Annotated in this window: 9 protein-coding genes; 4 read left to right on the forward strand and 5 right to left on the reverse strand. The window is 52.2% G+C overall.

What is annotated here, in order from left to right; all coding sequences use genetic code 11:
- Positions 1-114: 114 nt before the first annotated feature.
- Both SPK40_RS10895 and gltB read right to left on the reverse strand, forming a co-directional pair.
- On the reverse strand, positions 115-1587 hold the full coding sequence (locus SPK40_RS10895; protein WP_330960501.1) for a glutamate synthase subunit beta: 1473 nt from the start codon (positions 1585-1587) through the stop codon (positions 115-117).
- On the reverse strand, positions 1580-6133 hold the full coding sequence (gene gltB / locus SPK40_RS10900; protein ID WP_330960502.1) for a glutamate synthase large subunit: 4554 nt from the start codon (positions 6131-6133) through the stop codon (positions 1580-1582). The genes SPK40_RS10895 and gltB overlap by 8 nt, the downstream gene beginning before the upstream one ends.
- Before the next feature lie 677 nt (positions 6134-6810).
- On the opposite strand from gltB, the gene SPK40_RS10905 reads away from it, so the two are divergent.
- Both SPK40_RS10905 and arcB read left to right on the forward strand, forming a co-directional pair.
- Positions 6811-8622 (forward strand): diguanylate cyclase domain-containing protein, encoded by a 1812-nt coding sequence (locus SPK40_RS10905; protein ID WP_330960503.1) that lies wholly within the window; start codon positions 6811-6813, stop codon positions 8620-8622.
- Between the two features lie 40 nt (positions 8623-8662).
- Positions 8663-11020, forward strand: a complete 2358-nt coding sequence (arcB, locus tag SPK40_RS10910) for an aerobic respiration two-component sensor histidine kinase ArcB (protein ID WP_330960504.1) — start codon at positions 8663-8665, stop codon at positions 11018-11020.
- An 85-nt stretch (positions 11021-11105) separates the two neighbouring features.
- On the opposite strand, the gene arcA is transcribed toward arcB, so the two are convergent.
- Positions 11106-11825 carry a two-component system response regulator ArcA gene (gene arcA, locus SPK40_RS10915; RefSeq protein WP_036755170.1) on the reverse strand — a complete coding sequence of 240 codons (720 nt, stop codon included), beginning with the start codon at positions 11823-11825 and terminating at the stop codon, positions 11106-11108.
- A gap of 410 nt (positions 11826-12235) precedes the next feature.
- Between arcA and SPK40_RS10920 the strand changes: the two genes are divergently transcribed.
- Positions 12236-12712 (forward strand): DUF3293 domain-containing protein, encoded by a 477-nt coding sequence (locus tag SPK40_RS10920; protein WP_330960505.1) that lies wholly within the window; start codon positions 12236-12238, stop codon positions 12710-12712.
- 12 nt (positions 12713-12724) lie between these two features.
- Entirely contained in the window at positions 12725-13216 is a 492-nt protein-coding gene (locus SPK40_RS10925; protein ID WP_330960506.1) for a putative 4-hydroxy-4-methyl-2-oxoglutarate aldolase, read from the forward strand.
- Positions 13217-13224: 8 nt separating this feature from the next.
- Here the strand turns inward: SPK40_RS10925 and SPK40_RS10930 are convergent, their stop codons facing one another.
- Both SPK40_RS10930 and aceK read right to left on the reverse strand, forming a co-directional pair.
- Positions 13225-13677 carry a hypothetical protein gene (locus SPK40_RS10930; RefSeq protein WP_330960507.1) on the reverse strand — a complete coding sequence of 151 codons (453 nt, stop codon included), beginning with the start codon at positions 13675-13677 and terminating at the stop codon, positions 13225-13227.
- Between the two features lie 140 nt (positions 13678-13817).
- Positions 13818-15536: a bifunctional isocitrate dehydrogenase kinase/phosphatase gene (aceK, locus tag SPK40_RS10935; protein ID WP_330960508.1), complete on the reverse strand. Its 1719-nt coding sequence runs from the start codon at positions 15534-15536 to the stop codon at positions 13818-13820.
- Positions 15537-15694: the final 158 nt, after the last annotated feature.

The raw sequence follows: 15694 nt of genomic DNA on the forward strand, positions 1-15694 counted from the left end.
GATTTTGTTCTCAGGTAAAAATATTGTTAAAAAGAATAAAGCTCTGATTAAATTCAAATAAAAAAGCCAGCTCATGGGAGCTAGCTTTAAATTTTAGTATAAAATCCAGATGAATCAGGATTCAGACAGCATAAGTGAATGGTCTTTCGCTTCCAGCTTAGAATCACTCATCAGATAAGCATCAATTTCTCGGGCACATTCCCGGCCTTCGTTGATACAACGCACGACAAGTGACTGCCCGGTCCGCATATCACCAGCAGCAAATATGCCTGGTTGATTTGTCGCAAAACCTTCAGTCGCGACATTGCCGCGTTCATCCAGCGCGATATTCAGCTGAGCGAGTACGCCCTGAGGTTCTGGATGCAGAAAGCCCATCGCCAGAAATGCCAGATCACAAGGAATGACGCGCTCCGACCCCGGTACTTCCGTGAAGCCCGGACGCTCACCCGGTTTGGCATCATTCCAGGTGATGTCGGCGATGCGCAGTGCGGTAACCTGGCCATCATCATTGCCGATGAATTCTTTCGTCAGGATATTCCAGAAACGATCGCAGCCTTCTTCATGGGAAGTTGATGTGCGCAGAATCATCGGATAGGCAGGCCAGGGCTGATTCACCGGGCGCTTCTCCGGCGGCATCGGCATGATTTCAACCTGCGTAATACTGGCTGCGCCATGACGGTTTGAGGTGCCGACACAGTCAGAACCGGTATCACCGCCACCGATGACCACAACATGTTTACCGGCAGCATGAATCTCTGCTGTTTTCAGATCCATGTTGTTGGCGCGGCGGTTGTTCTGACCCAGAAATTCCATCGCAAAGTGCACGCCTTGTAACTCACGGCCCGGGATCGGCAGGTTGCGCGGCACAGTGGAGCCACCGGTCAGCAGCACGACATCGTGTTGTTTGCGCAGTTCGCGGGCGTTAATATCCACGCCGATGTGCGCATTGACGACGAATTTGATGCCTGCTTGTGCCATCAGATCCAGCTTCCGATCAATCACGCCCATGCTGAGCTTGAAATCCGGGATGCCAAAGCGCAGCAGCCCGCCTATTTTTTCGTCCCGCTCGTAAACCGTAACGGTGTGGCCGGCGCTGTTGAGCTGTTCAGCTGCTGCCAGCCCGGACGGGCCGGAGCCGATAATCGCCACGCTTTTGCCGGTCCGGCTGCGCGGGGTTTTTGGCTTTGCGTAGCCTTCACGGTAAGCGGTTTCAACGATGGTCTTCTCGATGTTACAGATGGTAATCGGATCCTGATTGATCCCCAGAACACAGGCGCTTTCACAAGGGGCCGGACAAACCCGCCCGGTAAATTCCGGGAAGTTGTTGGTCGAACTCAGGATATGCCAGGCTTCTTCCCAGCTGTCCCGGTAGACCGCATCGTTAAACTCAGGAATGATATTGCCGATTGGACAACCGTTGTGACAGAAAGGCACGCCGCAATCCATGCAGCGAGACGCCTGTGTGCCAATTTTGCTGCCAAAATCGTCGTTCAGAACGAATTCTTTGTTGTCCTGAATGCGGACTTCAGGGGCGATCTTTGACGGCAGTTCACGGCCGTGCTCGAGAAATCCGGTTGCCTTACCCATGGCTCACCTCCAGTGCTTCCTTGTCCTGTGCTTCAGCCGCGGCTTTGCGTTTTTGCAGCACGGCTTTGTAATCGCGTGGCATGACTTTCACGATGTGCCCGAGGTTATCCTCAAAGTTGCCGAGGAAAGTTTCCGCGACGGTACTGCCCGTCAGTTGCTGATGACGGGTGAGCATATCCCTGAGCAGTGCAATGTCTTCGCTGTCCAGCGGATCCAGATTCACCAGTTCCGGATTGAGCTTACTTTCAAAGTCGTTGAACTGATCCCAGACGTACGCGACACCGCCGCTCATCCCGGCTGCAAAGTTACGGCCGGTCTGACCCAGAATGATGGCCACGCCGCCGGTCATGTATTCACAGCCATGGTCGCCCACGCCTTCAACCACCACACGGGCACCGGAGTTACGGACACAGAACCGCTCACCGGCTTTGCCGCGGATGAAAGATTCACCCGAAGTTGCGCCATAGAAGCAAACGTTGCCGACAATAATGTTGTCTTCTGCAATCAGATCCGACTGAGCATCCGGGTAGAGGACCAGCTGACCGCCGGACAAGCCTTTGCCCCAGTAGTCGTTGGCATCGCCTTCCACTTCGAAGGTCACGCCTTTCGCCAGGAATGCGCCCAGACTCTGGCCTGCGGAGCCTTTGAACTTCACATGCATGGACTGTGGCAGACCGGCATCTTTGTAAACTTTGGAGATTTCATTCGACAGCATGGTGCCCACGCTGCGATCGATATTGGTAATCGGGAATGCTGCATTTACCGCTTCACCACGCGTCAGTGCAGGCTGAGCAGCAGCAATCAGCTGACGGTCCAGTACCGCTTCCAGATGGTGGTTTTGGCTGCACTGGTTAAAGATTCCGTCTTCAGATCGTGCGGGTTCGCGGTGCAGTACCGGACTGAGGTCCAGATTCTTGTATTTCCAGTGACCGATGTTGTCCCGGATTTTCAGATGCTGTGATTGGCCGACCATCTCATCGATGGTGCGGAAACCCAGCTCAGCCATAATTTCACGCAGACCTTCGGCCATGTAACGGAAGAAAGTAACGACATCTTCCACACGGCCGTCAAAGCGTTCACGCAGGGTTTTGTTCTGGGTCGCAATCCCGACCGGGCAGGTGTTCTTATGACACTTACGCATCATGATACAACCTTCCACCACCAGTGCGGCGGTTGCGACCCCCCATTCTTCGGCACCCAGTAGGGTAGCGACAGCAAGGTCACGCGGCGTTTTCATCTGGCCGTCACTCTGGACCACAATGCGGTTGCGCAGGCCGTTTTTCAGCAATGTCTGGTGGGTTTCAGCCAGACCCAGTTCCCACGGCAGACCCGTGTGGCGGATGGACGAAATCGGAGATGCACCGGTACCGCCGTCAAATCCGGCAATCAGTACCACGTCTGCTTTGGCCTTTGCCACACCGGATGCAATGGTGCCGACCCCGGCTTCAGAGACCAGTTTGACGTTGACGCGGCTCTTACGGTTGGCGTTTTTCAGGTCGAAAATCAGCTGCGCCAGATCCTCGATGGAGTAAATATCGTGGTGCGGCGGCGGTGAAATCAGGCCGACGCCCGGTGTTGAGTGACGGGTTGCGCCGATCCAGTCATCGACTTTATCACCCGGCAACTGACCACCTTCACCCGGCTTGGCACCCTGAGCCATCTTGATTTGCAGCTCGTCGGCATTGGTCAGGTAATAAGACGTCACCCCGAAACGGCCAGACGCCACTTGCTTGATTGCAGAGCGTTCCCAGTCGCCGTTTTCTTTTTTATCAAAACGTGCCGGATCTTCACCGCCTTCACCAGAGTTCGACTTTGCGCCAATCCGGTTCATGGCGACGGCCAGCGTCGAGTGGGCTTCGTAGGAAATCGAGCCAAAGCTCATTGCACCGGTGGCGAATCGCTTGAGGATCTTTTCAATAGGCTCGACGTCATCCAGCGGGATGCTACGGCTGGGGTCAGCGTTAAATTGCAGCTGGCTGCGCAGGGTGGCGGCATGGTCGCCCTGGCTGTCAACGGCGTGACAGTATTCTTTGAACTGACTGTAGTCTTTGCCACGGGTTGACTGTTGCAACAGTGAAATCGTGGTTGGATTAAACAGGTGCTTTTCACCCCGCTGTTTCCACTGATAAACCCCGCCGACATCCAGCATTTGCAGCGGAATATCACGCAGCGGATAACCGATACGGTGGCGGATCAGCACTTCCTTCGCAATGTCGTCCAGCGTCAGTCCCTGAATCCGGGATACGGTGCCGGTGAAGTATTTGTCGACCACGGCTTTGCTGATCCCCAGCGCTTCGAAGATCTGAGCGCCATGGTAAGACTGCAGGGTCGAGATCCCCATTTTCGAGAAGATCTTCAGCAGGCCGCCGTTGACGGCTTTGCGGAAGTGATTGAAATAGGTATCTGCGTCGGTGGCTTTATCCAGTTTATTGCGTTGCTGCAGAGACACGATAGTCTGGGTGACAATATACGGGTTGATCGCATTGGCACCATAGCCAATCAGGGTGGCAAAGTGATGGGTTTCACGGGCATCTCCGGTCTCTACAACCAAATCACATTTGGCGCGCAGCCCTTTGCGGATCAGGTGATGGTGTACGGCGCCAACAGCCAGCATGGCCGGAATATGCGCGTGCTGCGAATTGACCGGACGGTCGCTCAGGATCAGGATTGAGTAACCATCTTTCACCGCATCTTCCGCGTGCTGGCACAGATGATTCAGTGCCTGTTCCAGCTTGCCGGCTTCGTCACTGGCCTGGAACACAATATCCAGTGTTTTGGCCTGCAGGTGCGGTTTGTCGATGACACGCAGTTTTTCCAGCTCGGCATCACTGAGAACAGGTGAATCCAGCTCCAGTTTCTGGCAGTGAGACGGGCCTTCTTTCAGCAGGTTCTGATCTTCGCCCAGATAGGTTTTGAGCGACATCACCATGCGTTCACGGATCGGATCGATCGGCGGGTTGGTTACCTGTGCAAACAGCTGCTTGAAATAGTGCGACAGATGCTGAGACTGATGCGACAGGATCGCCAGCGGCCAGTCAGCGCCCATGGAGCCCAATGGCTCTTTGCCGTCGCTGGACATCGGCAGAATGATGTCGTTGACTTCTTCATTGCTGATGCCGAAGGCCTGCTGCTGATGCAGCAGTTTCTCAGCTTCCGGCTGAGTATGGCTGTAATCTGAAGCAGGTAAGTCATTCAGGTGCAGCAGGTTGTCTTTGACCCACTCTTCATAGGGTTGTGCTGCAGCGATGCTGTCTTTAACTTCATCGTCAGAGACAATGCGGCCTTGTTCCAGGTCGGCTACAAATATACGGCCTGGCTGCAGTCGACCACGGAAGTGAATGTTCTCCGGTGCGATTTCAACAACGCCTGACTCCGATGCCATCACCAGAAAATCGTCTTTAGTTACGGTATAGCGCGACGGACGCAGACCGTTTCGGTCCAGTGTTGCGCCTACGGTAACACCATCGGTGAAACAGACGGAAGCCGGTCCGTCCCAGGGTTCCATCAGATTGGCGTGATACTGGTAGAAAGCACGGCGTTTCGGATCCATGCCCGGGTTTTCCTGCCAGGCTTCCGGGATCAGCATCATCAGGGCATGCGGCAGGCTGCGGCCAGACAGAACCAGCAGTTCCAGTGCCATATCGAAGTTTGCCGAGTCGGATGCCCCTTCCTGACAAATCGGCAGCAGCATTTTCAGCTCTTCTTCGCTGAACAGATCTGACTGCAGCAGGGCTTCCCGTGCTTTCATCCAGTTCAGGTTCCCGCGCACAGTGTTGATTTCACCGTTGTGGGCGATAAAGCGGAAAGGCTGGGCCAGGCGCCATCTCGGGAAGGTGTTGGTGGAAAAACGCGAATGAACCAGTGCCAGCGCACTGACCATAGCCGGGTTTTGCAGATCCAGGAAATATTGCGGTACCTGCTCGGTAGTGAGTTGGCCTTTATAGATCAGAGTCTTACTGGAGAATGCGTTGATGTAGAAGTCGTCCCCGATGTTGGCGACGCTTTCCAGACAGACGCGAATTGTGTAGTTACGCAGGACGTAGAGTTTGCGCTCGAGTGTGTCCTGAGGCATCTCGCTGCCGCCAGTCACGAATGCATGTTCGAACTGAGGTTCAGTGCTCAGGGGGTCGGCGCCAATCATGCTGTTGTCGGTTGGCAGAACGCGGTAACCCAGCACCGTCAGACCCAGGCGCTGGGCATTACGGGCCAGAATTTCACGGCATTGTTCCCGTTTGTCTTCATCTTTCGGGAACAGAATGACCCCTACGCCGTAGTGTTCAAACGCTGGCAGCGTCAGGCCGATTTTCTGGCATTCCTGCATCAGAAATTCATGAGGCTTTTGCAGCAGGATCCCGGCACCGTCACCACTGCACGGGTCACAGCCCTGACCGCCACGGTGTTCCATCCGTGCCAGCATATCCAGAGCCTGGGTGATCACCTGGTGGGACTTGCGGTTCTTGAGATGGGCGACAAAGCCGATACCACAGGCATCGTGCTCCATTTCAGGGACGTAAAGCCCCTGACCATTCAACGCATGATCTGTCATAACTACATCCTTCCAGTGTAGGGCAGACGGTTCCTCCGCCTGCGATTCCTTCTTTATTGTTATGCCTGCGTAGACTGGTCAGCCGGGCATCATGCGCTGGCTGGCCGCAGGAAGCTGTCTATCTTGCGATGACAGGCGGTCTTGGGTACGTCAGTTCATTGCCGCAGAGCCAAGACATGAAAGCCATCCTGGCGGATGGCAATCTGGTTATATAATGCACACAATGAAAATATATTACAGAACTGTTTGGTGAATTACTATCACTAAATCCGACTTTAGTTGTACGTAACTTCGGGCAAAGCAGGCCCTGTAGTCACATTGATGATTAAAAATTCGTTAAATTGTTGTTTGTGTGAATTGTTATTGTGTTTGTATTTTGTTAGAGGAGTATATGACGAAGAGATTCAGGTGGTAATTGTAGTTATTTTATTTCAGATTGATTTTTTGGCATCTTGAATCAGTTGCTCGGGGTATCACCAGAAGAATGCTCTGACAGAGTCAATGTAATCAGTGACAGAACCTTGACGCTGCGAAGTGTCAAACATCACTATTTGGCATATAAAAAAACCACCATATACAGCAGCTTCTTGCAACTGTGTTAAATTGTCGTCACGTATTCAGAGGTGCAGTGATATGCCAGCGGGACTGGTCTGGAAAGGATGCAGAGAGGAACAGACATGCAGAATAGACACGGTATGACGCTTGCGGGTGCTGCCTGTACCGCCGTCCCGGCATGGGGCGCTACCGAAGAAAGTATGAGTCTGTCGGCAATTGGCATGGCTGTTCTGATGATGGCGATCCTGACCTCACTCGGCGCCTGGCTGATTCACCACTTAGGTCGTCTGGCTTTTCGTCGGCTTCATGCGACGATTTCCCGTTTGCCGATAGCAGCAGCGATTGTCCGCAGTAAGGACGGAGAACTTTTCTATGCCAACGCTGCCTGCCAGGAATTACTTGGGGTCAGTAAAGTCGGGCGGCGGTATTATTATCCGGAAGGGATTGGGTCCCAAATGATGGCGGATGTGCTGCGTCCGCTGCAGTCCGGAACTGATTTTGACAGTGTTGAGGAAACGCTGCGACTGGGAGGAAATAAAACAGTCCGGGTGCTGATTTCAGGCCAGCTGATGAGTTTTCGCTGGCAGTCAGCCTGGCTACTGTTTCTTGTTGAGCCTGCCGCGCAGAGTAATCCTTATGTTCAGCTCGAGCAGCGTGTTTTCCAGCGCGTGCTGAACTCCCTGTCTGAACTGGTTTATTTTCAGGATAAAGCCGGGAATATCCTCGGAACCAATACGGCCTTTGATCGATTCTGGCGGGGACGACGTGAAGAAGGACTGATTCAGGGTGATCCGACCGGGATCGGCGAGGTGCCTGTCATTCATACCTGGACTACGGCTCCGGATGGTTCCAGCCGCTTGCTGGAAACCAACAAGACAACGATGACCGATGAGGAAGGCCAGGTCATCGGGATGCTCAGTATCAGCCATGATGTGACGGACTGGCACGAAATGCAGGAAAGCCTCAAGCAAGAGATTGAAAAGCGAGAGGTAACAGAACAGATCCTGGCCCAGCGAAATACACTACTCAATTCTATTCTCAATGCCAGTCAGGATCCCATCGGCCTATACAATGAGCACGGGGTCTATGTGGGATGTAACGAACCGTTTGCCCGGGTACTGGGGTTCAGTGCCCGGGAACTGATTGGCAAAACGGCCCGCAATGTGATTGATCCTGAAATGCTGCAGGAGTTTTATCAGACCGATATCAAAGTGCTGAAAGAAGGGGTTACCGTCAAAACGGATGCCTATGTGATTCTTGAGACCGGGCAGCCGGTCTGGTACGAGATCGTCAAATCTCCTTACCGCGATCCGACGGATGGCTCTGCCGGGATTTTGCTGATTGCCCGGGATGTGACCGAGCGGAAGCAGGCGGAACAACAGCTCGCAGATGCCATTATGGAGTTGCAGGAGCTGAGTTTTGTGGACAGCCTGACCAAAGTGGCAAACCGTCGCAGCTTTGATGAGCAATTACGTAAACTTTGGCACAGTCATATGCGGGAACAGCAGCCCCTCACCCTGATCCTGTGTGATATCGACAGTTTCAAAGCATATAACGACAACTACGGACACCAGCAGGGCGACTGGGCGCTGCTGGAAGTCGCACAGGTGTTTGACAGTGTGATCCGGCGTGAGACTGACGAAGTGGCCCGCTATGGCGGGGAAGAGTTTGCTTTCCTGTTGCCGAATACGCCGCTGTGCGGCGGTGAGGTCGTTGCGGAAAAAATTCATGACAAAGTGGCGGAGAAAGCCATTCCCCATGGTTTTTCCGATATCAGCGATATTCTCACGGTAAGTCTGGGAGTTGCGACCATGACGCCAATGCCGAATCAGGATTACGGTGAATTGATTGCGATGGCTGACAAAGCGCTATATAAAGCAAAAGCCGACGGACGGAACACCACCCGCCTGATGGCTGAACTCGATGAATTCTGATGCTGCCTGAGGGCAGCATTTTATTGTGACAGGATAATCCATGAAACAAATCAAGATGTTGGCGCAGTTCTATGTCGATCTGCTGGTGAAACTGGGCATTGTGCGCTTCAGCCTGCTGCTGGCATTAGCGCTGGTAGCTCTGGCTGTGGTGGTGCAAGTCGGAGTGACGCTGGCATTGCAGGGAGAAGTGCTGAACATTGATATTGTCCGTTCTGTGTTTTTTGGTTTGTTGATCACTCCCTGGGCGGTGTATTTCCTGTCGGTTGTTGTGGATCAGCTTGAGGACTCCCGTCAGCGGCTGTCCAAGCTGGTGAGCAAACTGGAAGAGATGCGCTCGCGTGACCTGACGCTGAATAAACAGCTGAAAGATAACATCACACAACTGAATCAGGAAATTGAAGTCCGGATCAAAGCAGAAGATGAGCGCCGGATTGCCATGGCAGATCTGGAAAGCGAAGTCGCGCAGCGTGAGAGTGCCCAGCTGGAGTTGGCAGAGCAGAGTGCCTTGCTGAAGTCTTTTCTGGATGCATCGCCGGATTTGATTTATTACCGCAATGAAAGAAATGAGTTCTCTGGATGCAATCGGGCTATGGCGGAACTGACCGGAAAAACCGAGCAGGAGCTGGTTGGTCTGACTCCCTGGGATGTCTACAGCGAAGAAGTGGCCAGTAAGATTGTTGAAACCGATCAGCAGGTGTTCACTCAGAATGTCTCTCTGACTTATGAGCAATGGCTGGAATATCCGGATGGCCGCAAAGCTATTTTTGAACTGCGCAAAGTGCCTTTCTACAGTCGTGACGGTCGGCGTCTGGGCCTGATGGGGTTTGGCCGGGATATCACCGAACGCAAGCAGTATCAGGAAGCGCAGGAGAAAGCCAGCCGCGAGAAAACAGCCTTTATTTCAACCATCAGTCATGAATTGCGTACCCCGCTGAACGGGATTGTCGGCCTGAGCCGGATGCTGCTGGAAAGTCCGCTGAGTGATCAGCAGCGCGGCTATATGCGGACGATTTATGTCAGCGCCATTACGCTCGGTAATATTTTCAATGACATCATTGATATGGATAAATCGGATCGCCGTCGGCTGGAGTTGTTGCCGGCACCGCTTGATTTCCAGGCCTTTATTGAAGAAATGGGGAATATTTCCGGACTGATGGCCGAACAGAAAGGATTGCGTTTCGATTTGGAACAGCTGACTGAACTGCCATCTTATGTACAGGTGGACGGCACCCGGCTGCGCCAGGTTCTGTGGAACCTGATCAGCAACGCCACCAAATTCACCAAAGAAGGCGGCGTAATTCTGTCGATCAGCAGTGAGCTGCTGGATGATCAGCAGGCCGAAATCACCTTCGAAATTGAAGACAGCGGGATTGGGATTCCGGAGTCCGAGCTGGATAAAGTATTTGCGATGTATTACCAGGTGAAACAGGGACAGGACAATCTTCACGCGGTCGGTACGGGGATTGGTCTGGCGGTTTCGCGGCAACTGGTGAATATGATGGGCGGTGATATTCAGGTCAACTCTGAGGTGGGTGAAGGCAGTACCTTTACCGTGACCATTTGCGTGCCGCTGCTTGAACAGATTACGGAAGATGATGAAACGCCTGTGTTGGCGCAGCGTTCACTGCGCATCTTTATGGTGGAAGATATCGAGCTGAATATCACGGTTGCCAGGGCGCTTCTGGAAGGTCTGGGGCATCAGGTCACCGTTGCGATGCGGGGAGATGAAGCGCTGGAGGCGTTTGATCCAGGACAGTACGATCTGGTGTTACTGGATATCCAGTTGCCGGATATGACAGGCTTTGAGATCGCCAAAATACTGCGCGCTCGTTATCGTCAGCTGCCGCCACTGGTCGCGCTGACGGCCAATGTGATTAAAGATAAAGATGAATATCTGGAGCAGGGGATGGATGATGCCATCAGCAAACCTCTCAGTGTCAAAGCCATCAATATGGTCATTGAGCATCTGATGGAGTCGGAATATGCCCCGGCGAATGAAGCTGCCCCAGTACCTGCACAGGAAACAGTAATGAGCGAAGATACCCTGAACAAGCTGCTTGATTTTGAAATGCTCAGTTCTTATGTCGATATCGTCGGGACGAAGCCGGTGTTCGACTCGATTGAAATGTTTGAGAAAATGATGCCGGAATATCTGGCGATTCTGGACTCAAACATGACGGCCAAAGATCAAGACGGTATTAAGTTTGAAGCTCATAAGATCAAAGGAGCGGCGGGATCGATTGGGCTCAAGCGTATCCAGCAGGTTGCGCAGAAGGCACAGTCGCCGGAATTGCCGGCCTGGTGGGAAAATATCGAAGACTGGGTGGATGAAATTAAAAACAGCTACCAGAACGATCTGACACTGCTGAAAGGCTGGCTGGAGGGTCTTGAAAAGTAAGCTGCTTGTTTGAGTGCCATAAAAAAAGCGTCGCATTGCGACGCTTTTTTGCTTCATCTTTCGTGAAGTCGAATCAGAAGGCTGCTCAGCCTTCTTCGATATCACCGCAGAAGCGGTAACCTTCACCGTGGATGGTCGCAATAATTTCCGGGGTATCTGCAACAGATTCGAAGTGCTTGCGAATACGGCGGATGGTCACATCAACAGTACGGTCGTGTGGTTTCAGATCGCGGCCGGTCATTTTCTTCAGCAGTTCTGCACGGGTCTGGATCTTGCCCGGATTCTCGCAGAAATGCAGCAGTGCACGGAACTCAGAACGAGGCAGTTTGAACTGCTCACCGCTTGGGCTGACCAGAGAGCGACTGTTCAGTTCCAGAGACCAGCCGTTGAACTCATAGCGCTCAACCAGACGGCGATCTTCGGCTGCCAGACCCTGGCTCATGGCACGGGTCAGCAGGTTGCGGGCACGAATGGTCAGTTCCCTAGGGTTGAAAGGCTTGGTGATATAGTCATCCGCACCGATTTCCAGACCGAGGATTTTATCGACTTCGTTGTCGCGTCCTGTCAGGAACATCAACGCCATATCGCCTTGCTCACGCAGCTCACGAGCAAGGAGCAGGCCGTTTTTACCCGGCAGGTTAATGTCCATGATGACCAGGTGAACAGGATGCTCAGACAGCATCTTGTGCATTTCTGCACCGTCGCTGGCTTCAAATACTGTATACCCTTCGGCTTCGAAGATGCTTTTCAGGGTGTTACGTGTTACTTGCTCGTCTTCTACAATTAGAATGTGAGGGGTTTGCATTGGCAGTACCTAATTACTCAAAACGGAATCTGGTCTAACACAGAATATGTTAATTCTATAAAAATAATTCGATCACAGGCAAAGTAACAGAACTGTTGCAGTTTGCACTCGTCTTTTCAACTACCTGCTGGTACGCCATCCTCATTTTTCAGCAGACGCTCAAAAATCACCACTGAAAAACCCGACTTTTACGGAACTGGCTACAATTTCCCTTGGATGCTGACGATTGTATGCATTTAACAGCGCACTAACAATATGATTTTATTGTAATGTGCCCGGTTTTTTCGAATTTGTCATGGCATACTAGCCTGTCAGAAACACTATCTTATTGTTATAGCTCAAACAATTTGTTGTTTCAGCAATGAAATGCGGCTGTTAAAAGTTTCTTCAACAGAACAGGATTCGGACTCATGACGGAAAGCAGCAGACAAAATCTCAGTCATGCAATGTCATCAGGAGCGTCGGATTCGCAGGCTCGACACCACTTATGGCAAAACTATCAGCAGATAATTTTCCGTGCGGATCAGGCGCCACCGTTCACAACCTTCGCTATTTTAACAGCATTTAACCCGGAAAGTATTGTGCTCAGTTGTAAGGAAAATCATCAGCGACAGGCCAGCCTTGAAGCGGAGTTATCTGCACTGGGCTATGCATTCCAGCGGCTGGATTGCAGTGCACCGGACGGAAGCTGGCATGAACCCAGTCTGGCCGTTGCCATGGACATTGAGCGTGCATGCGCCGTTGCTGCACGCTGGCAACAAAATGCTCTGTACTGGGTTGCTCAGCAGCAATTGACGCTGGTTCCGGTGAGGCTTGGGAAGCAAGGATTTTCCCGGTCTGTACTGGGGGCTTGGCAAACATTTCTTCACATTCAAGGATCAGAATAAAGGAGTTGCAAGATGAAAGATTTATTGCCGGATTTGTGTGACCACTATGAGCAGGACGTACGCTGGTTACCGTTGCAGCATCGCGACTTTGGCGGTAAGCCCGTGTTTTACGGAGAAGTGGTGACGCTTCGGTGTTTTGAGGATAACAGCCTGGTTAGGGAAATTCTCAATGAAGACGGTACAGGGAAGGTTCTGGTGGTTGACGGACATGGCTCACTGACCCGGGCTTTGCTCGGAGATCAGCTGGCGGCACTTGCCGTTCAAAACAACTGGGAAGGCATTGTGGTCAACGGGGCTGTCCGTGATGTGGTGGCGCTCAGTGGAATGGAACTCGGCGTCAAAGCCATTGCAGCCTGTCCGTTCAAGACGGAAAAGCGTCAGACTGGTGACCGAAATGTCACGCTGACTGTGGCACACACACTGGTCTATCCCGGCGATATTCTGTATGCCGATCCGAACGGCATTTTGCTGAGTAAAGAGTTGCTTGATTTGTCGGTATTCTGAGCGGGATTTCAGAACCTGAAGCCGATACCCAGCTGATAGACCTGTTCGAGGGATTCATAGTCCATGGTGGCGTGCAGGTTGAGTCTGTTGTTGAGTTCGTACTGACTGCTGAGTTCAACACCCAGCCGGGTATCTTCTTCGATCCGTTCTGAGGTGAAGGCACTGCGCAGGCTGATTTTCGGACTGAAGTTGTACTGCACACCGGAAAGCAGACCGCGTGAAGCAGACTGATACTGATTACCGCTTTTCAGCCGGGTACTGACATAGAGCTGGGTGGAAGGGGAAAGGGCATAAGTGTAGCCACTGTCGATTTGCCAGAGGTCAAACTGTTCGGCGCTGCGAGACTGTGAATCCAGAAACCAGCCCGAGGGCGGCGATGGCATAATTGTTTGTTCTGCCTCCGCAGCTATTGCCGGCTGAGCCAGCAGAAAGAGCAGACAGATGATACTCCCGAATTTCATACCCCATCATCCCTGTAATTCGTATCGCTTCGGGGCCTAGTGTCAGCCCCGTTTAATCCCTTAATACTAGGCCAGAAGTATGAAAGGATTCATGCGATCGAGCTCTGCCTTTCGAGTTACAGCGAAGATTGCGGGAAAGATCAAATTCTGATCAGTCTGTGCTGTTCCTGATACGGGAATACGTCTTCGAACTGACCCTGTGAAATGTTCTGCTGCAGCTGTTGCCAGTAGGCTGGATCAAAGAGATCACTGTGCAGTTCATCAAACAGGGCGCGAACTTTCGGGTTGATCAGCAAGAAGGTACGAAACTCTTCCGGAAACACATCGTTGGTTCCGACGCTGTACCAAGGCTCTGCCGATAACTCATCTTCAGGAAAACGCGGCGGCGGAATCCGGCGGAAGTTCACCTCGGTCATGTAACTGATTTCGTCATAGTCGTAGAAGACAACCCGCTTATGGCGGGTAACGCCGAAGTTTTTGAACAGCATATCACCCGGGAAGATATTCGCGGCGGCCAGTTGTTTGATCGCTTTGCCGTACTCGTCAACCGCATGACGGAGATCTTCATCATTGGCCTGCTCAATATAGAGGTTAAATGGGATCATGCGTCGCTCAATATAGAGGTGTTTAATCATCACTTCGGTATCGGTGACAATCAGACTTGAAGGAGCTACGCCTTGAAGTTCTTCCAGCAATTCGTCGCTGAAGCGGTGACGATCAAAGCTGAAATTGCGGTATTCCTGCGTGTCGGCCATCCGGCCAACCCGGTCGTGTTCTTTTACCAGTTTGTATTTTTCCTTTACCGTGTCCCGGCTCATCTCTTTCTGCGGTGCGAATTTGTCTTTGATGACTTTAAATACAAAGCCGTAAGACGGGAGGGTAAATACGCTCATCACCATTCCCTTGATTCCGGGCGCCAGGACAAACTTGTCGTCGGAGTGTTCCAGATGATGGAGAAACTCCCGGTAAAGCTCTGTTTTGCCATGTTTCTGGCATCCAATGGCGGTGTAAAGCTCAGCATGGGTTTTCTTGGGCAGCAGTTCACTGAGAAAACGGACCAGCGCAGCCGGTGCCGGGGCATAGACCATAAAATAGGAACGTGCGAAACCGAACACGATGCTGACATCGTCGACGTGGCACAGGCATGCATCGATATAAATCTGGCGCTGTGCTGTCGTGAGCACGGGAAGTACCAGCGGGATCTGAGTATCATCCGCCAGAAGCAAACGGCCAATCAGATAGGCGGCTTTATTCCTGTAGAAAGGTTCCCGGATCAGTTCAAGCCGGGCCTGTTGTATCGTTTGTTGTCCAAATTCCAGTTCCAGTCGCTGGACGATGAGTTCAATATCACGGGCTTTGTCTTCCCATTCCAGCGTGAACGGGGTTTCGTCCATCATCCGCTCAAAAAGGGAATGCGGCCCGTTCGGGGACTGATAAATCCGGGTGAGTGTGGTCGGATAAGGGGGGATGCGGCCCGTCTGCGAGCTGTGGACAAAAAGCTTGTCACGGTTGATATCCCGGTGATCGAAGATTCGGCAATAGACCGAATTGAAGAAGCTTTCTGCAATGTCATATCTGGGATAGTCCAGCAGCAGATCTTCATAGGAAGATTTAACCGCAGTTAAAAACTCACGGTTGGCGTATTGCTTGCCGAGCATGATCTGAATTTGACGGCTGACCAGTTCCACATGATGGTCATAAAAATTGATCCGCTGCTTCAGGGCATGATGAATGGACATCCAGGCCTGATCCTCAAATCTTTCCTGAGCGCCGGCCGTTACATCCAAAAAACGACCGTACATCGCATCAAAACCCTGGAGTATGGTATGCGCAACCAGCTGTTCCATTGCTGCTGTCATGCCGGATCCCTCCGAAATACTGTTTGTCATTGTTGTCGTTTCCCGGGGATTGGTCCTGCATACCCCGGGGCTTCTCTGGCTCAGGCTGAAAAAATTTACAGCAAGAAATCTGGCCAGAACTTGATTGGGCTGGAAATGGCTGTCTGACTTTCGTGCAA

This window comes from Photobacterium sp. 53610, assembly GCF_036409375.1.
GTDB lineage: Bacteria > Pseudomonadota > Gammaproteobacteria > Enterobacterales > Vibrionaceae > Photobacterium.

Bases quoted from the DNA above. Each gene is read 5' to 3' on its own strand.
- SPK40_RS10895 (WP_330960501.1), bottom strand. From the start codon at position 1,587: ATGGGTAAGGCAACCGGATTTCTCGAGCACGGCCGTGAACTGCCGTCA.
- gltB (WP_330960502.1), bottom strand. From the start codon at position 6,133: ATGACAGATCATGCGTTGAATGGTCAGGGGCTTTACGTCCCTGAAATG.
- SPK40_RS10905 (WP_330960503.1), top strand. From the start codon at position 6,811: ATGCAGAATAGACACGGTATGACGCTTGCGGGTGCTGCCTGTACCGCC.
- arcB (WP_330960504.1), top strand. From the start codon at position 8,663: ATGAAACAAATCAAGATGTTGGCGCAGTTCTATGTCGATCTGCTGGTG.
- arcA (WP_036755170.1), bottom strand. From the start codon at position 11,825: ATGCAAACCCCTCACATTCTAATTGTAGAAGACGAGCAAGTAACACGT.
- SPK40_RS10920 (WP_330960505.1), top strand. From the start codon at position 12,236: ATGACGGAAAGCAGCAGACAAAATCTCAGTCATGCAATGTCATCAGGA.
- SPK40_RS10925 (WP_330960506.1), top strand. From the start codon at position 12,725: ATGAAAGATTTATTGCCGGATTTGTGTGACCACTATGAGCAGGACGTA.
- SPK40_RS10930 (WP_330960507.1), bottom strand. From the start codon at position 13,677: ATGAAATTCGGGAGTATCATCTGTCTGCTCTTTCTGCTGGCTCAGCCG.
- aceK (WP_330960508.1), bottom strand. From the start codon at position 15,536: ATGACAGCAGCAATGGAACAGCTGGTTGCGCATACCATACTCCAGGGT.